This window comes from Nocardia puris, assembly GCF_003315035.1.
Lineage (GTDB): Bacteria > Actinomycetota > Actinomycetes > Mycobacteriales > Mycobacteriaceae > Nocardia > Nocardia puris.
In genome coordinates, this window is record NZ_QNRE01000015.1 from 163,509 (window position 1) to 183,380 (window position 19,872).

At 71.1% G+C, this 19,872-nt stretch carries 19 protein-coding genes; all 19 read right to left on the reverse strand.

Features of this window, described 5'->3' with window-relative positions; genetic code table 11:
- Positions 1–13: 13 nt before the first annotated feature.
- Complete coding sequence (locus tag DFR74_RS29015) at positions 14–1,141, reverse strand: hypothetical protein (protein ID WP_147265978.1); 1,128 nt, start codon at positions 1,139–1,141, stop codon at positions 14–16.
- Positions 1,142–1,286: 145 nt separating this feature from the next.
- Entirely contained in the window at positions 1,287–2,075 is a 789-nt protein-coding gene (locus tag DFR74_RS29020) for a hypothetical protein (RefSeq protein ID WP_067509104.1), read from the reverse strand.
- Entirely contained in the window at positions 2,072–2,929 is an 858-nt protein-coding gene (locus DFR74_RS29025) for a hypothetical protein (RefSeq protein WP_067509102.1), read from the reverse strand. Before DFR74_RS29025 ends, DFR74_RS29020 begins: the two co-directional genes overlap by 4 nt.
- Before the next feature lie 240 nt (positions 2,930–3,169).
- A complete protein-coding gene (locus tag DFR74_RS29030) occupies positions 3,170–3,727 on the reverse strand; it encodes a hypothetical protein (RefSeq protein ID WP_147265979.1) in 558 nt (185 codons plus the stop codon).
- A 15-nt stretch (positions 3,728–3,742) separates the two neighbouring features.
- Positions 3,743–5,371 (reverse strand): M23 family metallopeptidase, encoded by a 1,629-nt coding sequence (locus DFR74_RS29035; protein ID WP_067509098.1) that lies wholly within the window; start codon positions 5,369–5,371, stop codon positions 3,743–3,745.
- A gap of 165 nt (positions 5,372–5,536) precedes the next feature.
- Positions 5,537–7,243 carry a hypothetical protein gene (locus tag DFR74_RS29040; protein ID WP_228815635.1) on the reverse strand — a complete coding sequence of 569 codons (1,707 nt, stop codon included), beginning with the start codon at positions 7,241–7,243 and terminating at the stop codon, positions 5,537–5,539.
- 23 nt (positions 7,244–7,266) lie between these two features.
- Positions 7,267–8,745, reverse strand: a complete 1,479-nt coding sequence (locus DFR74_RS29045; protein ID WP_067509095.1) for an SCO6880 family protein — start codon at positions 8,743–8,745, stop codon at positions 7,267–7,269.
- Positions 8,742–10,088: a hypothetical protein gene (locus tag DFR74_RS29050; protein ID WP_147265980.1), complete on the reverse strand. Its 1,347-nt coding sequence runs from the start codon at positions 10,086–10,088 to the stop codon at positions 8,742–8,744. Before DFR74_RS29050 ends, DFR74_RS29045 begins: the two co-directional genes overlap by 4 nt.
- Complete coding sequence (locus tag DFR74_RS29055; protein WP_147265981.1) at positions 10,085–10,948, reverse strand: hypothetical protein; 864 nt, start codon at positions 10,946–10,948, stop codon at positions 10,085–10,087. The genes DFR74_RS29050 and DFR74_RS29055 overlap by 4 nt, the downstream gene beginning before the upstream one ends.
- On the reverse strand, positions 10,939–11,589 hold the full coding sequence (locus tag DFR74_RS29060; protein ID WP_084538257.1) for a hypothetical protein: 651 nt from the start codon (positions 11,587–11,589) through the stop codon (positions 10,939–10,941). The genes DFR74_RS29055 and DFR74_RS29060 overlap by 10 nt, the downstream gene beginning before the upstream one ends.
- A gap of 25 nt (positions 11,590–11,614) precedes the next feature.
- Positions 11,615–11,839 (reverse strand): hypothetical protein, encoded by a 225-nt coding sequence (locus DFR74_RS29065; RefSeq protein WP_067514736.1) that lies wholly within the window; start codon positions 11,837–11,839, stop codon positions 11,615–11,617.
- Positions 11,836–12,456: an alpha/beta fold hydrolase gene (locus tag DFR74_RS29070; protein WP_147265982.1), complete on the reverse strand. Its 621-nt coding sequence runs from the start codon at positions 12,454–12,456 to the stop codon at positions 11,836–11,838. The genes DFR74_RS29065 and DFR74_RS29070 overlap by 4 nt, the downstream gene beginning before the upstream one ends.
- A gap of 137 nt (positions 12,457–12,593) precedes the next feature.
- Positions 12,594–12,902 (reverse strand): hypothetical protein, encoded by a 309-nt coding sequence (locus tag DFR74_RS29075; RefSeq protein ID WP_084538258.1) that lies wholly within the window; start codon positions 12,900–12,902, stop codon positions 12,594–12,596.
- Between the two features lie 11 nt (positions 12,903–12,913).
- Positions 12,914–13,570, reverse strand: a complete 657-nt coding sequence (locus DFR74_RS29080) for a hypothetical protein (protein WP_198161950.1) — start codon at positions 13,568–13,570, stop codon at positions 12,914–12,916.
- A 7-nt stretch (positions 13,571–13,577) separates the two neighbouring features.
- A complete protein-coding gene (locus tag DFR74_RS29085; RefSeq protein WP_067514729.1) occupies positions 13,578–14,294 on the reverse strand; it encodes a hypothetical protein in 717 nt (238 codons plus the stop codon).
- A 128-nt stretch (positions 14,295–14,422) separates the two neighbouring features.
- Complete coding sequence (locus tag DFR74_RS29090; RefSeq protein ID WP_170160815.1) at positions 14,423–16,033, reverse strand: cutinase family protein; 1,611 nt, start codon at positions 16,031–16,033, stop codon at positions 14,423–14,425.
- A gap of 46 nt (positions 16,034–16,079) precedes the next feature.
- A complete protein-coding gene (locus DFR74_RS29095; RefSeq protein WP_067514725.1) occupies positions 16,080–17,174 on the reverse strand; it encodes a lipase family protein in 1,095 nt (364 codons plus the stop codon).
- The gene (locus tag DFR74_RS29100; RefSeq protein WP_084538256.1) at positions 17,171–18,412 is read right to left on the reverse strand and encodes a cutinase family protein; all 1,242 of its coding nucleotides are present in this window, start codon (positions 18,410–18,412) and stop codon (positions 17,171–17,173) included. The genes DFR74_RS29095 and DFR74_RS29100 overlap by 4 nt, the downstream gene beginning before the upstream one ends.
- Positions 18,409–19,227, reverse strand: a complete 819-nt coding sequence (locus DFR74_RS29105; protein ID WP_113975347.1) for a hypothetical protein — start codon at positions 19,225–19,227, stop codon at positions 18,409–18,411. Before DFR74_RS29105 ends, DFR74_RS29100 begins: the two co-directional genes overlap by 4 nt.
- Positions 19,228–19,872 lie beyond the last annotated feature (645 nt).

Here is a 19,872-nt window from a genome sequence, read left to right on the forward strand (position 1 = left end):
GCTCACCTCCACCTCATGGTTCGAGCTCTGGTCCGATGGGAATGTCGTGCACGGCAAGGGGTTCCACGTCGATCACCAGCCCGGCCGGCTCCGATACCGCCTCGGTCGGCTCGGGCTCCGGGGTAGTGAGCGCGGTCAGTCCGGCGTCGACGATCGATCCCGCAGCTCCCGCGCCCGGCCCGATGTCGGGCTCGTGGTGCGCGGCGGACGTGGCCGTCTCCGCCTGAGTGGCCTGACCGATGAACGACGCCCAGTGGCTCAGATGGCGCAGGACGGTCAGGGCTTCGGCCAGGCCCCCGACGAACTCGCCCACCGCGGCACCCCGCGTCGCCGCGGCTGCCGACCGTGGGTTGGTCTGGGCGAATCCGGTGTCGCGGTAGGATTTTCCGGTGTCCTCGGCGAACCGGGCGCGGAACGCTTCGGCGTCGCGCGTCTGTTCCTCGGACAGGTCCGCACTCGCGTCGGCCGCGGCGAACGCCGCCGCGGACCGCTGCGCCGCGGCCGCTCCGGCCGCCGGATCCTCGCCCGCCTTCGCGCTGAAACCCGCCGCCCGTCTCATCGCCGCTAGACGCAGTTCCTTGATCTCACGCTCGAGTTCGAACAGCTCCCTGTCCTGGCGGAACCGCTGGCGATCGCGCTTCAGGCGCTGCCGATGGCTGGCGCTGTCGCGGCGATCCTTGCTGCGGGATTCGGAGTCTTGGCGCGCGCCCCGGTGTTTGATCTCGGCTTGCCGCAGCGACTCGGTGTCCGCTTGTGCTTCGGTGCGGGTACGAATCTCGACCCCGCGCAACTGGTTCAGATACCGCTCCTCGTCACGCTTCTGCTGTGCGTGGCGGACCCGCTGGAGGTGCTCGAGCTGTGACCGCAGGTCCTTGGCTTCGGCGATCGCCGTCGCTTGGTCGTGTGCGGCGCGGGATCGGCCGTCGGCGCCGTACGATCGCAGTGCCCCCGCGACCATCTGGGCGCTGTGCAGGGCCTGCGTGAAGCTCTGCCCGGCAGCCCGTCCGCTTTCGGCTACGGGGTCGTCGCTGGTCATGACATCACCTGTGGCCTGGACAGCGGGAACGTGGCGAGCAGTGCGTTCTGCCCTGAACACGCCTCCATTGAGGCACGATTTCCGATGAATGTAGCTGCGCAGCAATGAGTTTCGACGTCATGGAGTCCCATGTCGTCGGTGGCCGCCTGCACGCAGGCCGGTGTGACCGCCACGGACGCCACTGCGCGGGCGGTCCGCCGCGGTGTGCCTCGTGCACCCGGGGCGGGGGTCTGTTCGGTGGCGGGTGTGTTCATGTCGATCGTCCGGACCGGTCGACGTGCAGGGTGGTCAGGTCGTAGTGGCGCCAGGGCACGGGGGTGGGGTCCAGGCACGCTGCGGCGGCAGGGCTGCCGTGGGCGTTGGTGTCCAGGTCGAGGACCAGGACCTCGCGCGTCGCGGCGTAGCGCAGGCGGGCGGGCTGGATGCCGCGGCGGCGGGACAGGATCAGTCGCAAGCGCAGCGCACGCAATCCGGCAGCGGCGCGGGCGCGTCCAGCTATCCGGATCGCGTGGTGGGCGACCAGTTCCGACTGCGCGTCGGCCAATGCGGTCGCCATCGCATCCTCGCTGCCGTCGCCTTCGCCACCGACGTCGTGCTCGTCGGGGTCGTGCTCGTCGAGGTCCTCGCCGCGCAGGTGGCGAGGAAGGTGTCCCCGCGAGATCACGGTGCCGTCTTCGGCACACACCGCGAAACGCCCGAATTGCGCTGCGGCCCAGAGAGTAAGGGCCGGTGCGTGGCGTGCTCGGCGGACGAGTCGGTCGTAGGTACGGCCTCGCACCAGCTCCGCTTGCCGGATCGCTTCGTAATCGATGCCGTGCTCGACGAGTAACGCGGTGAGGAAACGCTCGTAGCGGGCGGGGTCCTCATCGAGTGCGTAGCCGCGGGCGATCTCATCGATGCGCGCTGTGCTCGCGTGCTGTTGGAGTTCGCCGGCGTAGTACTGGGCTACCCGCCCCGGCGAGAGCCGGTAGCGCAGCCGCCTCGCCGCGGCGTCTTCGCCGGTGTGGGAGCGGGTCGCAAGCCGATCGTTGCCGGTCACAGCGAGGGCTCCTCGGTAGCGTGCGGAGAGGCCGGTGGCGGCGGGCTGCCGCCGATGGTCTCCGCGGGTCCGGGCTCAGTGGTGGTGGCAGGGTGCGGGGCAGCCCACCCGGCGAACACCTCGGACAGGGCCGTCTCACGGAGCTCGGCGAGACGCCCGCGGGCGGCCGCCAGCAGATCAGCGGTCGCCTGGAAATGCACACCGCGATCGGCCGGAGTATCGAGCAGCGTCGAGGCCACATGCGTGCCGTGCCGTTCGATCCGGGGGTGGCAATGCTCCTCGGCCCAGATCTCGTCGAGCCTGCCCGGGCACTCCCACAGTGTCTGCGACAGCGCGCGCAAGATCTTGTCGCGATCAGTGGTGAGCGTGCTGACCAGCGCTCTGGCCTGATCGGTGCTCGGCTCGGCGAGATCGGTCGTCACGGCGATCAGCGAGCGGACCGCGGCAAGGTTGCGCTCATGTTGGATCACCGACGGGTGCATCCGCGACATGTGCCACGGTCGACCGGCAGGCGGCTGCCAGCGAAGGAACTCGGTCTCGATGACGGCGCCGACAAGGATCATCTGCCGATATCGCACGAATTCGACTGCGGCACACCATCTCAGACCGGCTCGCACCGCAGCGTCGAGATCGCGTGCCTCACCCACACGTTCCCAATCCATGAACAGCATCCCCAGTACCCGGACCTGATCGATCTGGCGGTCCGGCACCCCCGCCGCGCGGGCATCTTGCTCGACTTCCAGACGCATGCGCGTGCGGTCTTCGTCGCCGTAAGCTTCACTCCAGATCGGGTGACCGGCCGAAACAGCCGCGATGGCCAGCAACTCTTGACGGTGACTGTTCATGGTGGTCATCAAGTCCTCCTCACAGGAGCGGCGCGGTCGTCGACCACTGGCGGGCTGGGTCTGCACACGCGGCACCGGCAATTTCGGGCCGCGCGGTAGTGGGCCCGCGGCGGCGCAGGTCCCAGCCCTCCCACGGCGCCCGTGGTGTCACAGTGACGATTCGGCTGGTGGTCGCGGCATGCAGCAACTGCGCGGGCGGCGGCTCCGCTGGAGGTGCGATACATCGGTGTGCTCCTTTGCCGGGTGTGGTCAGCTGATGACGAGGTAGTGCGCCAGCCGCCACCCGTTGCCGGTGTCGCGCATGACGGCGGAGACCGTCATGACCCGGTAGGGCGTGGCGGTGTTGTCGACGTGGTGCACGGTCTGGGTGACGGTCGCGTCGACCTGGCACTCACCATCGGCGACCGTCGTGGTGACGGTCGGTTCGGTGATCGCGGCGCGGATCACGTCGCGGGACTCGCGCCAGGCCTGCCAGTCCGGTAGCGGCCGCACCCCCGAGGTGGCGCCGGGCGAGGAATCGGCGGTGGCCGCGAGTTCGCCGGTCAGCCACGGCCGAGCCCGCACCAGACCCGCGCCGGGGCTCTCGTCGACGACCGGCTGCCAGGAGAACATCGCGGTGAGCGCGTGCACCGCGCCGGTGAGCGCGTCGGCGCCCTCGGGCATCGGGCCCTCGATCCCGTGCTCGGCATCTCCGGGCCCATGCTGTTCGCCGCCGGGAGTGTCGCGGCTGACCGACACCACCACGGTGACGGCCACCGCCACGGCGGACAGCACGCCGAGGACGAGAAGCCAGGTTCTGCGCGTCACGGTCATCTCTCTTTCTCAGCTCAGGGTGGTGGAGTATTCGCGGGCCGTCGCGAGGATGATGTCCGCGTAGGGCCGGGTCTGGACGATGTAGTCGTGGCCGTCGACCGGAAATCCGCGGTTTCGCAGGACTGCTCCGGGCCCGGCGTTGTAGGCGGCGAGGTACAGTTCCTCGCGGCCTCCCGCGTCGATGACTTTGCCGTCGTCGATCCAGCCGTCGACCTGCGCGGCGATCTCGCACATGTACCGGCCCTGCGCCATGATCGCGTCCGCCGGGTCGAACGGGCTGAGTCGGCCGTTGCCGTCCTCATCGGTCAGACCGTAGGTCGGCCAGGTCTCCGGCATGAACTGTGAAATACCTTGCGCACCAGCCGAACTCACCGCGTTCGGGTCGAATCCCGATTCCTGCTTGCCTTGGGCGGCCAGCAGGGACGGGCGGATCTGCGGGCACAGAGTCCCAGCACGCCGGTACATCTCCTCGTATTCCGGCGGCACCCGACCCGGCGCCAGGTCGTCCTCGCCGCCGCCGGGCCCGCACTCCGAACCCGACCCCGGGCCGACGCCGGGACTGGGGGCGGCGGGGCCGGGACCGATCGGGGTGGAACCGTCGGGCAGGCCGCCGCCGCTGACCGAGACGTGGATGTGGTCGTAGTGGTTGGCGGTCGGGCTGCCGCGGTCCTCCATCATCGACGGTGACCCGGTGCCCGGGATGTACAGCTGACGCCAGATCAGGTACTCGATGTGCAGCTCGGCGGCGTGGGCCAGCAGAAATTGGGTGATCCGGTCACCCAATTCTTTGCCGGTACCGCTGCTGTATCCGGGGATCATGACGTCGACCGCGCGGCCAGCCGAGTGCTCGCCGTAGGCATCGGGTGGACGCCACCCTCCGATCGTGGTCACCTCCGGGAACCGGGCCGCGACCAGGCGGGCCACGCGCACAGCGTCGATCTGGAGTTTGTCCTCGCTGCCCACGCTGGCAGGCAGCGGCGGAAGCTCTGCCACCCCGGCGGCCGCCCGCGAGTCAAGCCCAGGAGGAACTGGGCCAGGAGCCGACGGTTCGGGTCCGGCGCTGCCGGGTTCGAGCGCGCCCGCCAGCCAGGGCATCGGGTCGATCGCGCGACCGCCACCGAGCCGGGTGCCCTCCCAGATCTCCAGGTGCAGGTGCGCTCCTCCCGGGCCCGGAGGTGAAACTTCGCCGGCGTAGCCGACTTTCGCGACCTGCTGCCCGGCCCGGACGCTGGCGCCCACCACCACGGCGGGGTCGATATCGTCGGCGAACATATGCCCGTACACCGAGGAATAGCTGGACCCGTTCACGTTGTGGTCGAGGACGATCCACGTGCCGAATCCGGTCGCCGGGCCGACGGCGGCGACCACGCCGTCGGCGACGGCGTAAATCGGCTGGCCCGCGTCGGCACCGAAGTCGGTGCCGAAATGGAATGTGCCCCACCGGGGCCCGTATCCGGAGGTCAGGGTGTAGGTGCCCTGCGCCATCGGCATCGATGTCGAGCCCGCGGGCAACGCCATTCCCGCGCCGGGGCCCGATGGCACCGGCCCGCATCCGGGCGTGTCGATCACGACCAGCAGGAGCAGCAGCGGCACCACCGCGACGACGACCGAAATCAGGGCCGCCCCAATACTTTTCATCGGTGCCCCCGATCCCGCACCATGCCCGCCTCGAATCCCGGTCGGCCCACCGTCAACGACTCCCTGTTCGGTCTGCGAGCTCCCGGGGAGTGATCCAACGGATCCAGTACGATTCGATTGCTCACCATTCGACTGGCCTCCCGCCTCCGGCCACACTTTCGTTAGTCACCATTGGCGGGCCCTCATCTCGTGGTCAAAGCGGCGGTTGGTGTTGTGGACCTCGCGGGTGCGCTCGGTGGGAGTGAAGTGCAGCCGGAATGGGGTTCCCGCGCTGTCGGAGGATTCGCCGGTCAGGAGCAGGAAGCAGCCCATTCCTGGTGGTGTGTCCTCGTCGCCGCTCGGGCTGTCGAGGTGGTCGGTGTCGCTGGCGGGAAGCGGTGCCGCCCAGGAGGTCACGAGCAATTTCGCCGTTTCGGTGATGCCGATCGAGCCTCGGATGCGTTCGATTTCGTCGGGTCCGACCGCGCCGATGATCTTCGCGCGGGCGCGGTCGAAAAGCCCGATTCCCTTCGCTTGGGACGCCGAGCTGTTGAACGAGGTCAGATCTCGTAGGGTGTGGCTGCACATGACGAGCCAGGTGGCGAACTCGCGTTGCAGCCGGGTGAGCGCGTCGACGCGGTCGACCATGTAGTCCCCACCTGCGGACAGCACTCGCCAGATCTCGTCCATCACGACCCCGAACAGTCGGGGTGGTTGCAGTTCGGCGTCGGCGAGGGCGTGCGCGGCGCCGATGGCGCCGAATCCGGCTGACCAGCACACCATCAAGACCGCGGCGAGCAGTTTGGCGTCGCCTTCGGGTACTCCGGAGACATCGATGCACACCGCGGGGCGTGAGAGGTCCAGCGGCGCCGTGGTGGGTCCGTCGAACACCTCACCGAACGGGCCCTCCGTCAGTGCGCGCAGCGAGCGCCGTAGCGGCTTGGTGCTCGCGCGGTAGGCCGCCGCGGTGTCCTCCTCGGCGTAGGCGATGAGGCGGTCGCTGCCGGTGCCGATCACCTCGAGCAGGTCCGACAGGTGTGGGGGACGCTCATGGGTGAACCCGCCGGCGTCGGGGTCGTAGAGCACGCGCACGGCCGCGGCCAGTAACACCTCCTCGAAGTCGGCGACGGGCGCACCGCGAACCAGTTCGATCAGCCCGGCCACGATGGTGACCTGGGCGGCGTGCACGCGGGCGGCGACCTCGCGGCGCTGGGCCGGGTCGGGCAGTTGCGCGACCGCCAAGCCGTAGGCACCGACGTCGAGCGGGTTGATGACCGATTGTCCGTATCCGACCGGGATGACCTGGCCGCCCAATTGCTCTACGAGGTCGCGATAGTCCGGTTTGGTGTCGCCCACCACCAGGACCGTGTCACCGGCGGCGACTCGACCGGTGATGATGCGGCGGATCAGCGAGGACTTGCCGAAACCGTTGAGCGCCAACACGAAAAGGCTCGGCGCGGTGATCAGTTTGCGCAGGAAGGCCGTCATGGGGTCGAAATGGACAGCCGCCCCGGTGATGAGGTGCTCACCGATGGGGGTGCCGAGCATCGGTGCGGCCGCACCGACGGCGAACGGCCACAGCCCGGCGACCTGGGTGGTGGTGGCCCGCCATTCCGGGGTCGCCGCGACCACCCGCGCGCGACCCCCGCCCCGGCCGCGGTAGCCGCGGTCGGACAGGCGGACCGCGCCCGCGTCGGAGTTCGGCAACGCCGGCTGCTCGTCGTCGAGCCCCCCACGACCGGCGTTGACACGTCGGTGGTCGTCGCTGGAGAGGATCCGCCGCGCCCACCATCCGCGCAGACCGCCCTCGCCCGCACGCTTCTCGGTGTCCGCGCGCGCTTGCTCGGTCAGCACCCGCACCCCACCCACCACGGTGGTGCGCGCGGGGCGCATTCGTCGAGGTCTCGGTGTGGGGCTCATATCCCGATCCGCCTCCGCCTCGGTGTGGACGCGTGCTCTGGCAGCACGATCCCCACGCCGAGCGACGCCGCGAAACTCGCGGCCTGAGCCGCGTAGCAGCGCCGCACTCCCAGCCGACTTGCCGCGCTCATCCCCGCCACCGTCGCTTCGATGCCGGGAAGATCGGCGTCGAGCCGGTCGGTGACGGTGATCAGCGCACCGAACCGGGTCAGGCCCGCGCCGCGCGCTTGTTCCTCACGCGAAGCCGCGGTGTTGGTGACCCGGATCCGCGCCGAGGCGCTGGCGATGCCGCGCTCGGTCTGCTCAGCAGCGACCGCATCGCGGAAATCGTTGTCCACCAGCGTGGTTGCCTCGGCCGCTGAGTGAAGCCGGTACACGATCGCGACGCGTTTTCGGGCGACATCCAGGCGCGGCCGGATCAGTTCTTCGAGTACGCGTTCGTTCACCGCGCCGCGGGGTGCCTCGTCCATCTCCCAGGTGATCGAGCAGCCGCCGTCGTGGCGGTAGTGGTCCCACAGGTCGTCGTGGGCGATCGGGCCCACGCTGTCCCAGCCCTGGGTCTCGGTGATCGACTCTGCGGCTGTCTCCACATCGCGTTGGGAGGCCAGGTCGTAGCGGGACCGGACCAGGGCCATCACCTCCCACGCTCGCATCGGCCGCGCGGGCAACCCCGCTCGCGCGAGCTGGGTGACCACCGTTTGCAGGCGGCGCCCGATCTCGCGCGCCTGCTCGGCCTCGTCGCGGCGGATCCGCCCGCGCCCCATCGGGCGGTAGGTGATCGCGATCCGTGCCTCGACCCGCACCCCCGGCCCGCCGGTGTCGGTCACCGCTTCGGCCATCACGTGGCGGGCATAGTCCGGGGCGTCGTCGCGGACCAGCGCCGCCACCTCTCGCTGTGGCCGCAGCCGGGTCTCCACCACGCTCTCCAGCACCGAGGTGATCGCGACCACGTCGCCGCTGCGGCTCTGCGCGGCGAGCATCTGCCCGTATTCCTCCACCCAGGCGTCGATCGTCGACTGGTCCACCAGCTCTTGTCCGCGGGGCATCACGCGCAGCACGACCGCGTAGTGGTCGGTGCGGCGGATGTGTAGCATGGCGAACCGTCGTCCACCGGGCGTCTCGTACTCGCACAGGCGTGAATCCGCCAGCAGTCCAGGTAGTTTCGCTCGCCCGGGCAACCGCGAGAACCGTCCCGCGCGATACAGCGTCTCCCCGGTCGCCGCGGCCAGGACGTACTGCCCGTACAGCAGCGCCAGTTCCCACCCCGTGCGGCCCCGGTAGGTGACCGCCATCGGCGTGAACACCAGTGCCGCGGTCACGATCGCGGTGCCGAGTACGGGCATCGGCGGCGAGGCCATGAACAGGACCATGATCGCGATGATCAGACCGAGCCCGAACATGGACACACCCCACGTGAGTCCGAAAAACCCTGCGCTGCGCGGCTTTTCCCATCTGCCGTACATGCGGATCGTCATCGCCGGACCTCCAGGGGCCCGGGCCGCTGCTGGTCGGCGGCCGAGTCGGGCGGGCGGGCCGGCGATCCTGACCCCGCCACCGAGCCCGCACCTTTGGCCAGCTGCGCGCCCACCAGCGCCGCGGCGCCGGCCTTCGTAGCCGCACCACCACCGGGAGGAACGCTCGGGGCCTGCGGCCCGCCGCCCCCGCCGCCACGTCCACCCCCACCGCCGCCGCTTGCGTTGCCTCCGCCGGGTGGTAGTGCGCGGCGCCCGCCGCCGTTGCCGCCCGGCGGCAGTGCCGGCGGCGGGGGTCCACCACCACCAGGCCCGCCGCCTCCGCCGCCGGGCGCGGATTGCCCGAGGCGGCGGCCTTCGCGGCGGGCTCCCGCCGCCGCCATGGCCACACCCGCCAGGCCGCCGGCCACCGTCGCGGCCGCGCCTCCGCCGCCACCCAGGCTGGCCGTGTCGGGGGCGACGAGCCTGATCAGCGCGGGCAGCACCAGCGCCGACATCGCCAGCAAGATCAGCCCGAGCACAGCGGTCTGCTCGCCCTGCGGATCGCCGACCGCGGTGAACGCGATCGAGTACACCAGCGCGCCGACGGGTTTCCACAGCACGAACGCCAGCGCCCAGCCCAGCAACCGCTTGTAGGATTTCGATCCTGGCCCGGTGCCCGACGCGGCGGCCGCGATCGGCAGGACCGCGACCACGACGATCAGCAGCGCCTGGCGCGCCACCAACATCACCAGCTGCACGAGCATGCTGAGCGCGGACGCCAGAAACAAGATGAACAGCATTCCGGGGCTGGTCCCCAACGATCCAGCCACATAGGACCGGTACAAGTTCGAGCCGAAGCTTTCCAGATCTCCGTCGATACTTTCGCGTATGACCCAGTCCGCGAACGCGTCTCCAGCGCGGGTGCCCGCGGTGATGACGCTGGCCAAAGCCATCGAGGCCAGCACCGCCCGGCCCAGCATCAGCACCGTTTCCTGCGCCTCCCCCGCCATCCCGCCGCGCTGGGCCAGCGTCAGGCGCACCGCGGCGAACAACAGTCCCGCGATGAGCATCAGCACCTGGATCTCGGTGGTGTAGGCGCGGATCTGATCGAGGACCGGCGCCCACCCGCCGCTGGCGTCGGCGGTCAAGTGTGGTGAGGGCAGCCGCGTCCACCAGGTCAGGGTCAGGCCCAGCAGCGCACCGAATGCTTCACCGATCCATTCGGCCAGGTCGTCGAGCGCGGAGTTCGCCACCGCGCTCGCCGCGGCGCCCGCGGCGTCGTCGACCGCACAGACCGCACCGGCCATCCCGGGGATATCGCAGAAGGGAGGGACGATCTGGTCACGGACAGTGGGGGCGGTCATCGCGGCCCGCCTTTCCACGCGCCGAAGTCCTCGATGGACATCACGTGTCGCGGTGGTGCCCAGAACTGTTCGACGACGCCGGGGATACGCACACGCCAATCCCCGTCCACCCAGACCATGGCCAGGCTCGACACGCTGTATCCACCGGCGCCGTCGCGAGTCGCGGTCTCCACGACCGCCAGCTCGCCGTCGTACCCGCCCATCAGTCGAACGCCGTCGGGCACGACGACGTAGCGGGCGGCATCGACGGTGCGGGCGCGCGCCAGCCGGTAGCGGTCCAGCAGCACCTCCACCATGTCGGGCTCGCCGTAGAAGCGTTGCCGGACAACGCTTTCCCACTCGCCGTCCGGAGCGGCGAGAGCACGGGCGGTGGCATCGAGCCCGGCCAGCGCAGCGCCTTGCGGGGTGCGCGCGAATCCCGTCGCGACCCCGCCGCTGATCCGGGTGGGTCCGTCGGAGGCCGACACCGGCAACGCCGCGCCGTCCCAGCCGCGTTGCCATTGCAGACCGGTCGGCGCGGCGCGCAGGTAGGCGGGATCGGCCGGATCCACTCGACCGGCAGCGTCCTGGGCCAGCGCGACACCGGAATCTGCACCGGTGTCCTCGAGACGGACCCCGTAGCGGTCGACCGCCGGTGGTCTGCTCGCCGTCGACGAGAACGGCGCGACCCGCGAAGTCACCGATGGGGTACTCGACGACGATGCCGACGGTGCCGGGGTGCTGGATGGTTCGCCCGGTGAGCGAACGACGATCACGAACACGGTGACGACGACGGCGACGATGAACGCGAACAACACTGCCGCCAGCTGATATTCGCGGATCGGTCGCCGCCTGCTGCGGGAGCGCTGGTCTAGGGCCACGGCAGCACCACCATGTCCGGCGGTGCGGCCGCGGCCGTGGTCACCGTGTGGTAGCCGGGGATCTCGGGCAGCAGCAGACGCCATCCATCGGCCCGCCACACGACCTGAGCGCGGTGCACGGTGACCGACTCGTCCGGGTGGCGGCTGTAGATGTCGACCTCGGCCACGTCGAGGGTGTAGCGGGCGATGCGGTATCCGAGGATCCTGGGTGCGCCGGTGGCGGGTTCGGTGATGGACACTTGTGCGCGCAGCACCGCCCAGCTGTCTCGCCCCGGCCCCTCCGCGAGCATCTGCTGCCCCACCGTCGCCCAGTCCCGGTCGTCGGCGACGGCGATCCGGACGTTGGCGTGGATGGCAGCCACGGCCGCGCCTGCGGGATTGCGGTCGAACTCGCTGGCCACCGCGCCTTCCACTCGGTGCGGTCCCTGATCGGTGATCGGCAGCTCCACGCCCTGGTACGGCCGCCAGTGCACGCCGCTGGGGGGGCGGTCGGTCGCCCAGGTGGTGCTCGACGGTCCGGCGGTGCTCGGCTCGGGGTCGCTGGCACATCCCAGCAGCGCTGCCGCGGCGATCGGTCCGGTGAACGCCAGAACCGCGATCCTGCTCGCGCGTGGGATGCGTTGTGCTCGTGAGAGTTTCATGCAGATCGTCTCCGGTTTCGGTGTCCTAGGTCGCCAGGATCGCCACAGCGATGCCGCTGGCCGATCCGGCCAGTACCGCGGCGCTCAACGCGCCCACGAGCCCTTCGATGGCCTCGTCCCGGTACATCCGGGCCACCAGCTGTCCCCCGACCCACATCACGCGCCCGATGCACAGCAGCCACACCAGCCACAGCAGGATGCCCAGCAGTTCGATCAGCGGCGCCCGCACGTCCTCGGGTAGGCGGGTCATGGCCGGTCTCCGCGCCGGTCGGTGAGGTAGGCGACCTCGAGAGCGGTCAGGACGGTATGCATCACGCGGTCGGGGTGGCTGCCTTCGACCGCGTGCCCGCCGCCGGGGATGTCGATGTGGTCGGCCCACAGAGCCTCGGCGAATCGCGCGCCGTATCCGCCGTCGACGAGGCTGTCGCACACCACCCAGGTCGGGATCTCGCGCAGCTCGCCGAGGTCGGTGGCCGACGGCGGATCCTGGGGGGCCCCGGCCGGTGGAGCTGTCGCCGCGGGGTTCAGCAGCACGAGTCCCGCGACGGCGGCGGGGTTTTCGCGGCACCGCGCCGCCGCCCACCGCTGTGCCAGGGTGCACCGGGTACCGGTGGCCACGCACACGATCGCTCCTGTCGCGTAGGTGGCGGCGGTGTCGAGGTCGGTGGGGCTCGACGCGGTGGGCAGCGCGTGTTCTCTGGCGCGGTTACAGCCGGTGCCGGGGTCGTGGCGGTGGACGGTGATCTGGGCGATGCCGCCGCCGAGACGGCTGTGCAGTCGGCTGGTTACCGGGCGCCAGGATCGCCAGTCGCCACGTTCGAGGTAGATCACAGTCGCGGGCGCGTGCGCGGCTCCCCACCGATGCACGCAGACGACCTCACCCGACGCCGAGAGCGGACCGGCGCCTGAGGCGCCAGCGCAGGGGGCTGCGGGTGTGATCGCTTGCGGTACGGTCGATTCCGCCAGCGAGGGGTCGGCGTTGCGTTCAGGGCGTGGGGTGGTGGTCATGAGGTCGCCACCACTTCGCCCATGATGCGCGCCGCCATCGTCGCGGCGACCCCGCCGATAATGGCGGCCCCCACAATTTTCGGGCTTTCCAGGGCGCCGCCGTGGAATTTCTCCCATCCGAACCGGCCGCCGCCGTAGATGATGGCCGCGATGCCGGCCAGGTTGACCAGGAACCGGAGCCAGTTCACGACCAGGATCAGCTTGTCCGATCCCGGCGGGGATACCGGGACGATCTGGCCGGGGTCGATGTCGTCCGGTGCTTGGGCGAGCAGGGTCAGCGTCTCGCTCGCCGCACTGGCCACCATGGTTGTCACTGTCATGACGGACTCTCCGAAATATGCTGTTGTGCAGAGGATTTGCGTGAGTGGGCCAGCCGGTCGACGATGTCGGCGCCGGCGCGTCCGACATCGGCGGGGACTGCGGCGCGCAGACTCGCCCGCCGGCGTGGGGGTGGGGGGTCGCCGGGGCGGAATTGGGCCAGTTCGTGTGGTTCCAGGGCGAGGTGGTCGTGCCAGCCGATGTCGTAGACGCACTCGGCCAGCTCGGTCACCGTGGCGCGGTATCGGCGGACCGGCGCGGGCACCCGGCCGGGGCGCAGTGGCATCAGGACCAGGCCGATGACCACGACACCGTCGGGGGCCAGTCCCGCGTGCCACTCCCGCAGCCGGTCGGCCGCGGCGATCATTCCGGCCATGCACACCCGGGCCACGATGATCACCCGCTGGGTGGTGCGCGCGGAGCCGGGCCAGCTCAGACCGGCGTCGGCGGCCGGTGCCCACCAGCGCGCCAGGGTGGTGGCGCCGGCGCCGCCGTGCGCGCCCATCACCGCCCACAGCGGCGGGTAGGCCCCGGTGGTCGGCAGTGGTTCCTCTCGTACCGCGGCCCGGCGCGTCGGCGGTGGCGGTTCGATGTCGAGGTCGGTATGCGGGATCGGTCCGCGATGTGTGCTCACCAGATGCAGCGCGGCACTCATGTCTGGCTCACCGCCCCTGGATATTGGTGATCAGGGTCCGCCGCGCCGCGTCGTCGGCGCGGCCGTTGACCAGTTGCAGGTAGTCGGCTCGCCGCCCATCGGGACGCAGTTCGACGAGGTGGACTTCGGCGGCGGTCGAGGTGATCGGTGTGATCCCGACGCAGTGCTCGGTTCCGGTGGGCACCGCGGTGATCGCCGCGGCCAGCGCGGCCGGGTCCAGTCCGGCCTCGGGCGCGACGACCGCCAGCGCCGCCGCCGTGTCGCGGCGCGCGTAGTAGGCGTATTGGAACGCCGCGATCGCGGCGGTCAGATCGGTTCCGTCGCTGTCGCTGTCGGTGACGGTCGCGTCCTCGACCCCGAGGCAGGCCGCCGGTTCGGCTACCACAGGGGCGCTGGTGGACGGTGCTGTCGGGTCAGCAGTCTCCACGGCCGGTCCGGTGGAGACCTCAGGGCCGGATGCGGTCGCGCTCAGGGCCGCGACGGTCGCCGCGGCCACCACCAGGACCGCGCACACCATGCCCGCGACGGCGGCCACCCGGCGCCCGGGCCGCAGATGTGACGATGTGGCCGCGGCTCGCGCAGGCAGGGTAGGGGTGATCGAGCGGGCGGTGGTGACCCACTGCCAGGCCTCGTCGTCCGAGCCGCGATCGCCGGGCGCGGTCGTCGGCGGAGCCGGATGTTCGGTTCCGGCGAGCCATTGCCAGCCCTGCTCGTCGTCGCTCATGTGCTGTCACCTCCTTCGTGTGTGGTCAGATGGGTTGGGGCCCTTCGGGTGACGCGTCAGGGACGAGGTCAGCCAGCACAGCAAGGGGTAAGGGTGTGCCGACAGATGGCGCGCGCCACCCGAAGGGGTCACGGTCCGGCGGTGCCGGAGGGGACGGTTGTCCCCGCCGGTGGCACGCCGGATGGTTTCGGTGCGCTCGTAGGCGCGGTCGTCCCCGGGTCGGGACGAGCGGGTGTCGTCGTGCTGTCGCTCGGCTCGGTGGGCGCGGCGCCCGGTGTGGAGACCGAGGGTCGGGTCGTGGCCGAGGGCCGGGTGGTGGGTTTTGGCGTCGCGGTGGTGGGGGTGCTGGCGGCGAGGTCGTCGGTGGCGGCGCGCAGCCAGCGGGTCACCGTGGCCAGGGTGGAGTCCCCGGCAGGGGTTGCCGGGGTGCGGCGGTAGGCGCCGGTGCGGCCTGTCGTGTCGCTGTAGCGGGCGGCCCCGGCGAGTTGGTAGAGCTCGTCTGGATCGGTGACGGTGCTGGTGATCGCGGTGAACGCCTGGTTGATCCAGCGCGAGGCGGTCTGTGGTGGCACCAGTTCGGCGACGGCGCCGGCCAGTTTCATCCCCAGCGCGGCGAGGGCCGCCCAGGGGCTGGTCATGCCGACGGTGGCCAGTTCGGCGACGGTGGCCGGGGTGAACACCTTGCGTGCCACCGCGATCACCGCGTGGATGCCGATGCCGCCGAGTTTGAGCAGCGCCGCGATCGCGTCGTGCCCGTCCGGGGCGGGAGCATCCGGCGCGGAGGCCTCCACCAGCCGCTGCCCGAGGCTGGCTTGGGGGCGGTAGGACAGGGTGTCCAGGGTGGTGCCGTGCAGGTCCTCGTTGATCACCGTGGTCGCGGTACGAAACGCGGTCCTGGTCAGCGCTTGTGCGATGGTGCCGATGGCGGCGATCGGATCGCCCAGACTCGAGCGTGCCGCCAGGTTGGCGACGGTGGCGGCCAGTGGGGAGTCCGCGGGGGTGTCGCACGTCGCGTCCCCCGCCGCGCACCAGTCGGCGACTCGGCCGGTCAACGCGCCGTACTCGGTGGGGGCCGCCGACTCGGAGTGCGCGGTGATCCCCCCTCCGGCCGGGGCGGATGCCAGGACCTCGACGGCGCCGACATGGGCACCGTCGGTGCCCGGCACCGCGTCGGGCGTGCGTGCGCCCGGCCGTCCGGGGAGCACCGGGGTGCCCGGCGCACGGTTCGGGTTGGCCAGCAACGCGATCGCCGCGATCCGGTCAGCGGGGATGCGGGAGTTTCCCGCGCCGATGTCGCGGGCCCACCACTGCACCGGGACGGCGCCGTGGGCGTATCCCACCGCGGCCAGCCGGGTCTCGGGGCAGCGCTGCAGGATCCCAATCGCCGTCTGCTCCAGCCGCTCCCGCGCGGCTGCGGTGGCCTGGGCATAGGGTGCCCGCGTGCCGTCCTCGTCATAGCCGTAGGGCAGATAGGTCCGCGCCACCCGCTCACCGCCGGCGGCGAGAGGACCGAGAACCACCCCGAGGACGCCGGTGTCCACCCCGACCGCGGCCTCACGCGAGGATTCGTCGGTGCCCTGCACCCCGATCACGGACAGGACCGGGCACGTAGCGCCCAGCGGCGCCACAACGCCCGGCGCCGCGCTCGCGTTGGCGGCCGCCCCCACCAGCGTCGCCGCGGCCAGGATCGCCGCCACCGCACGCAGCAAGAGAGTGGCGACTCTCGCTGGATGAATCATTGTGTCGTGCATCGCTTTTCGTGTCTTTCGCGTCGTGCGGGGCGGTTCAGGTGCTCGTGGGTGCCTGATGCAGGAATCGATCCAGGTGGGCCAGCGCCTCGGCGCGGCCGAGGACGGCGGCGCGGCCGTGGCCGCTCGGGTACTCCCGCCATATCGGCTCAACACCGCGCATCCGGTAGGCGCGCACCAGGCCGCGGGCTTGATCGGCCGGCACCACCTGGTCGTCGACGCCGTGGTAGAGATGCACCGGCACGCGCGGGAGTTCCTCGCGCGCCATCCGTTCGGAGGCCAGCACGAATCCCCACATCTGGTCGGTCCACGGGTCGCCGCTGATGCACCAATACGACAGCGGCGCAGCGAATTTCGCGCGGATCTCCTCGACGCTCAGGACAGCGGCGTCCTCGAAGGCGCTGTAGCCGGGCGCCGAGAGCACATGGCGCAGCGGGATGTGGCTGTAGGCGCGCGACAGGCCGATCATGGCCGCGACCGCCAGTCCCGACCACGGGCCCTGGGAGTGCGAGCGGGCCAGTGCGGCCAGATCGGCCACCACCGCGCCCGCGGCGATCCCGCGCAGGTCGATCTCAGGGGCGTAGCGCGGCTGGTGTTCGGCCACCGCCACCGCGGTGCGGCCACCGTCGGCGTAACCCCAGGCAAGCGCGGGCAGCGCCGGCCAGGCGACGTCGGGGAGGCGTTCCAGCGTTCGCACCGCGTCCAGCGCGGCGCGTGCGCCGGACAGGCGCGCCGGGAACCGGGCGGGCCCGAGCCCGCGTAACCCCATGCCGTGCCCGTCGGGCACGACCACGACCCAGCCGCGTACCAGTGCCGCGCCGATCTCCTCCGTGCTGGCCGAGGTGCCCGCCGCCAGCCGCTGCGACGGCGCATTGCCGGCGCCGCCCAGGCCGTGGAACGGTGGGAGGTATACCAGTGCGGCGGAGGGGGATTCGGTGTGCTCGGGGGCGATCACGATGGCCGACGCCGCGATCGGTGCGTTGAACGCGCTGCGGGAGGCGTAGACGATCTGCCAGGCCTGCCCGGCCGCGCCGTCGAGCTGCGGGACCCCGACCCGTCGCCGGCGCAGGACACTGCCCGGCGGTGTGACCGTGTCCACGATCAGTCCCTGGTAGAACAGGTCGACGCTCATCGCCCGGCTCCCGACGCGTCGGTAGCCAGCGCGATCAGCCACGCGATACCCGAGTCCAGTTGCCCGTGCGCGGCGTAGTTGTTGTGCCTGGCGACGGTGTCGAGGTAGCGGGCCCAGACCAGCGGATTGACCAGGTCGGCGTTGTCCGCGGTGAACACCGACCAGGCGGCGGCGAGCTGGCCGACGAGTTTGCCCAGTTCGAGGGGATTCGCCGCGATCGTCGCGGTGATGTGGCCCCATCGTGCCGCCGCCACACCGGGGTCGGTCGCCGTCGTGCGTGGGTCGGCGGACTCGATGAGTCGCTGCGCCAGTGTCGCCGTCGGCGCGTAGTCCACGACGGCGGGACCGACGTGGAAGTCGTTGGCCACGATCGTGTTCCACGCCCTGCCGAACGCGCCGGACAGCCCGGCGTTGATCGAGGTGAGCGCGGCCAGCGGGTTGGTCAGGTCGGCTTGGGCGCCGATGATCGCGGCGAATCGCAGCAGTGCGGCGCGCTCCGGCGCCGAGCAGGCCAGGTCTCCGTCGGTGCAGATATCGGCGACTCGACCGGTCAGCGCGCCGTAGTCGGCGGCCCCGGCGATCCCGCCACCCGCGGCCGCGGGGTTGGCGATCCGCACTCCGGCCACGGCCGCGCCGCTGGTCCCCGGCGCCGGGTCGGGCGTGAGCTGGCCGGGGCGCCCGGCAAGCACCGAAGCCCCCTGTACTCGATCGGGGTTCGAGTACAGCGCGATACCGGCGATCTTGTCGGCCGAAACCGGTCCCACACCGGCGCCGACGTCGCGTGCAAATCCTGAAACTGCCTGCGCACCTTGGGAATGTCCGGCAGCAGCGATCATCGTCGACGGGCATGTGGCGGATATCTCGACCACCGCGGCGTCCAGTTTGCGGCGGGCGTCGGTGACCGTGACGACGTAGGGGTCGGCTGCGCCACCCGGGACGATCCCGCCGAAGCCCGCACCGTAGGCGATGTAGCTGCGCTGCATCAGATGGGGCACTGCGGTGACCGCCGGGCCGATCAGCGCGCCCATCACTCCGATGTCGACGAGCGGGTCGGCGTTCGGCGAGCTCTGGCCGGTGCCCTGCACGCCCAGCACATACAGTGCCGGGCAGCCCGGTCCGATCGGCACCGACGACGCCGGCGGCGCGCCGATGCCGGCGCTGGCGGCCGCGCTGAGGCAGACCGTGGCGGTGACCGCGGCGATGTGCACGCCACGGCCGGCCCGGGTGGTCGCCGTCATTGGCCCACCCCCACACCGGCGCCGAACCCGGCGCCGACCGTGCCACCGGCGACCGCCCCGACCGCCGCAGCCGGTACGCCCGCGACCGCGGCTCCCGCGGCGGCGCCGGCCGCGGCTCCGAGCGCCGTTCCGGCGATCCCGCTGGTCACCGTGCCGATCACCGGGACCGGCACCACGGTGCCCAGTGCGGCTCCGGCGATTCCGCCGATCGTGCCGCCGATCAGTCCGCCGACGACCGCGCCCGCCGCGGCGGCCGGTGCGCCGAGCACCGTCGCCCCGGCCGCGCCACCGATACCCGCTCCGGCCAGCGTCGCGCCCGACACCCGATCCGAGCGCCCCGCCGGGATCCCGACCGAGTCCAGTGCTGTGGCGACCTGCGCCTCCAGCCCGGCTGCCGTGTCGTTGATCAGGTCCCGGCACTGCGGCGGCAACCACGGCGGAGTATCGGCCTCCCACTGCCCGATCCGGATCTTGTCCGGCGGCGCTTCGATCGGCGCGACCGGTGCGACCGGCTCCGGAAGGTGCAGTTCCTCGATCCGGATCGGCGGTGCCGGCACATCCATCGGCGGCGCCGGCCGCGACGGTGCCGCGTTGCGCACTTCCGGCGGCTGACTGTAGTACACCGGCGGATCCGGCTGCGGCGCAGCAGGTTCCGGCTCGGGAGCGGGTGCGGGAGGGGGCGGAGGCGCTGCCGTCCCGGGCTGCGGCGGGGCGGTCACGCCGGGCTGCTCGGCGATCGCGCCGGCGGGGGCAGCGGCGTGCGCCGCCCCGGCCGACAGGATCACCACCACCGGCACCGCACCGGCGAGCAACACTCGGCAACCACGCCGCACACCCGCACCCACCCGATTCCGGCCACGGTCCGCACAACCGGCCCGAAAAGGCGAGTTCCCGGCAACACCGTCACCGGCCAATTTGTTTTTCCGCATGCCAAATAGACCCTTCAACGAAGGTTGGGAATAACACAGGGAATAGATCGAATAATTCGACGGGCGCCATCTCGCCCGCGCGGCCTCCTAGCCGCATAACCGCAGCTAGGAGGCCACTCCTAGGCGGCTTTCGCCGTCAGATGAACGGCAGCACGAGCGACAGCACCTGCGCTGCCAGATGCACGCCGTTGTTCAGGACGGTCAACACTCCGTTGACTGCCCCAAGAATCACGAACGGGTCCATTGGAATCCTTTCGGGTTGCTTATCGGACGAACTCCATCCAAAACCCGTTCAGCCATCTACGCCACCCCACGAAGGGATGGAGATTCTACGGCGACAATATCTTGGTACTCGAACAGACCATTCATCTGCGCATTTGATGTTTCCAGCACCTGTTCGTTATCTTTCGGGACCCGATGTCGCGCACCAGGTTCGCGGCACCAGCACACAGCCGGCATCCAGGCAGGTTCGACGACGACGGCCCATATCGGCGGGAGATCGATTGCGCAACTGGACGTTTCACAGTTGCC

What these genes read in the sequence shown, in the direction of transcription:
- DFR74_RS29025 (WP_067509102.1), bottom strand. Translation starts at nt 2,929, where the DNA reads ATGACCACCATGAACAGTCACCGTCAAGAGTTGCTGGCCATCGCGGCT.
- DFR74_RS29035 (WP_067509098.1), bottom strand. Translation starts at nt 5,371, where the DNA reads ATGAAAAGTATTGGGGCGGCCCTGATTTCGGTCGTCGTCGCGGTGGTG.
- DFR74_RS29040 (WP_228815635.1), bottom strand. Translation starts at nt 7,243, where the DNA reads ATGCGCCCCGCGCGCACCACCGTGGTGGGTGGGGTGCGGGTGCTGACC.
- DFR74_RS29045 (WP_067509095.1), bottom strand. Translation starts at nt 8,745, where the DNA reads ATGACGATCCGCATGTACGGCAGATGGGAAAAGCCGCGCAGCGCAGGG.
- DFR74_RS29050 (WP_147265980.1), bottom strand. Translation starts at nt 10,088, where the DNA reads ATGACCGCCCCCACTGTCCGTGACCAGATCGTCCCTCCCTTCTGCGAT.
- DFR74_RS29060 (WP_084538257.1), bottom strand. Translation starts at nt 11,589, where the DNA reads ATGAAACTCTCACGAGCACAACGCATCCCACGCGCGAGCAGGATCGCG.
- DFR74_RS29065 (WP_067514736.1), bottom strand. Translation starts at nt 11,839, where the DNA reads ATGACCCGCCTACCCGAGGACGTGCGGGCGCCGCTGATCGAACTGCTG.
- DFR74_RS29075 (WP_084538258.1), bottom strand. Translation starts at nt 12,902, where the DNA reads ATGGTGGCCAGTGCGGCGAGCGAGACGCTGACCCTGCTCGCCCAAGCA.
- DFR74_RS29080 (WP_198161950.1), bottom strand. Translation starts at nt 13,570, where the DNA reads ATGAGTGCCGCGCTGCATCTGGTGAGCACACATCGCGGACCGATCCCG.
- DFR74_RS29085 (WP_067514729.1), bottom strand. Translation starts at nt 14,294, where the DNA reads ATGAGCGACGACGAGCAGGGCTGGCAATGGCTCGCCGGAACCGAACAT.
- DFR74_RS29090 (WP_170160815.1), bottom strand. Translation starts at nt 16,033, where the DNA reads ATGATTCATCCAGCGAGAGTCGCCACTCTCTTGCTGCGTGCGGTGGCG.
- DFR74_RS29095 (WP_067514725.1), bottom strand. Translation starts at nt 17,174, where the DNA reads ATGAGCGTCGACCTGTTCTACCAGGGACTGATCGTGGACACGGTCACA.
- DFR74_RS29100 (WP_084538256.1), bottom strand. Translation starts at nt 18,412, where the DNA reads ATGACGGCGACCACCCGGGCCGGCCGTGGCGTGCACATCGCCGCGGTC.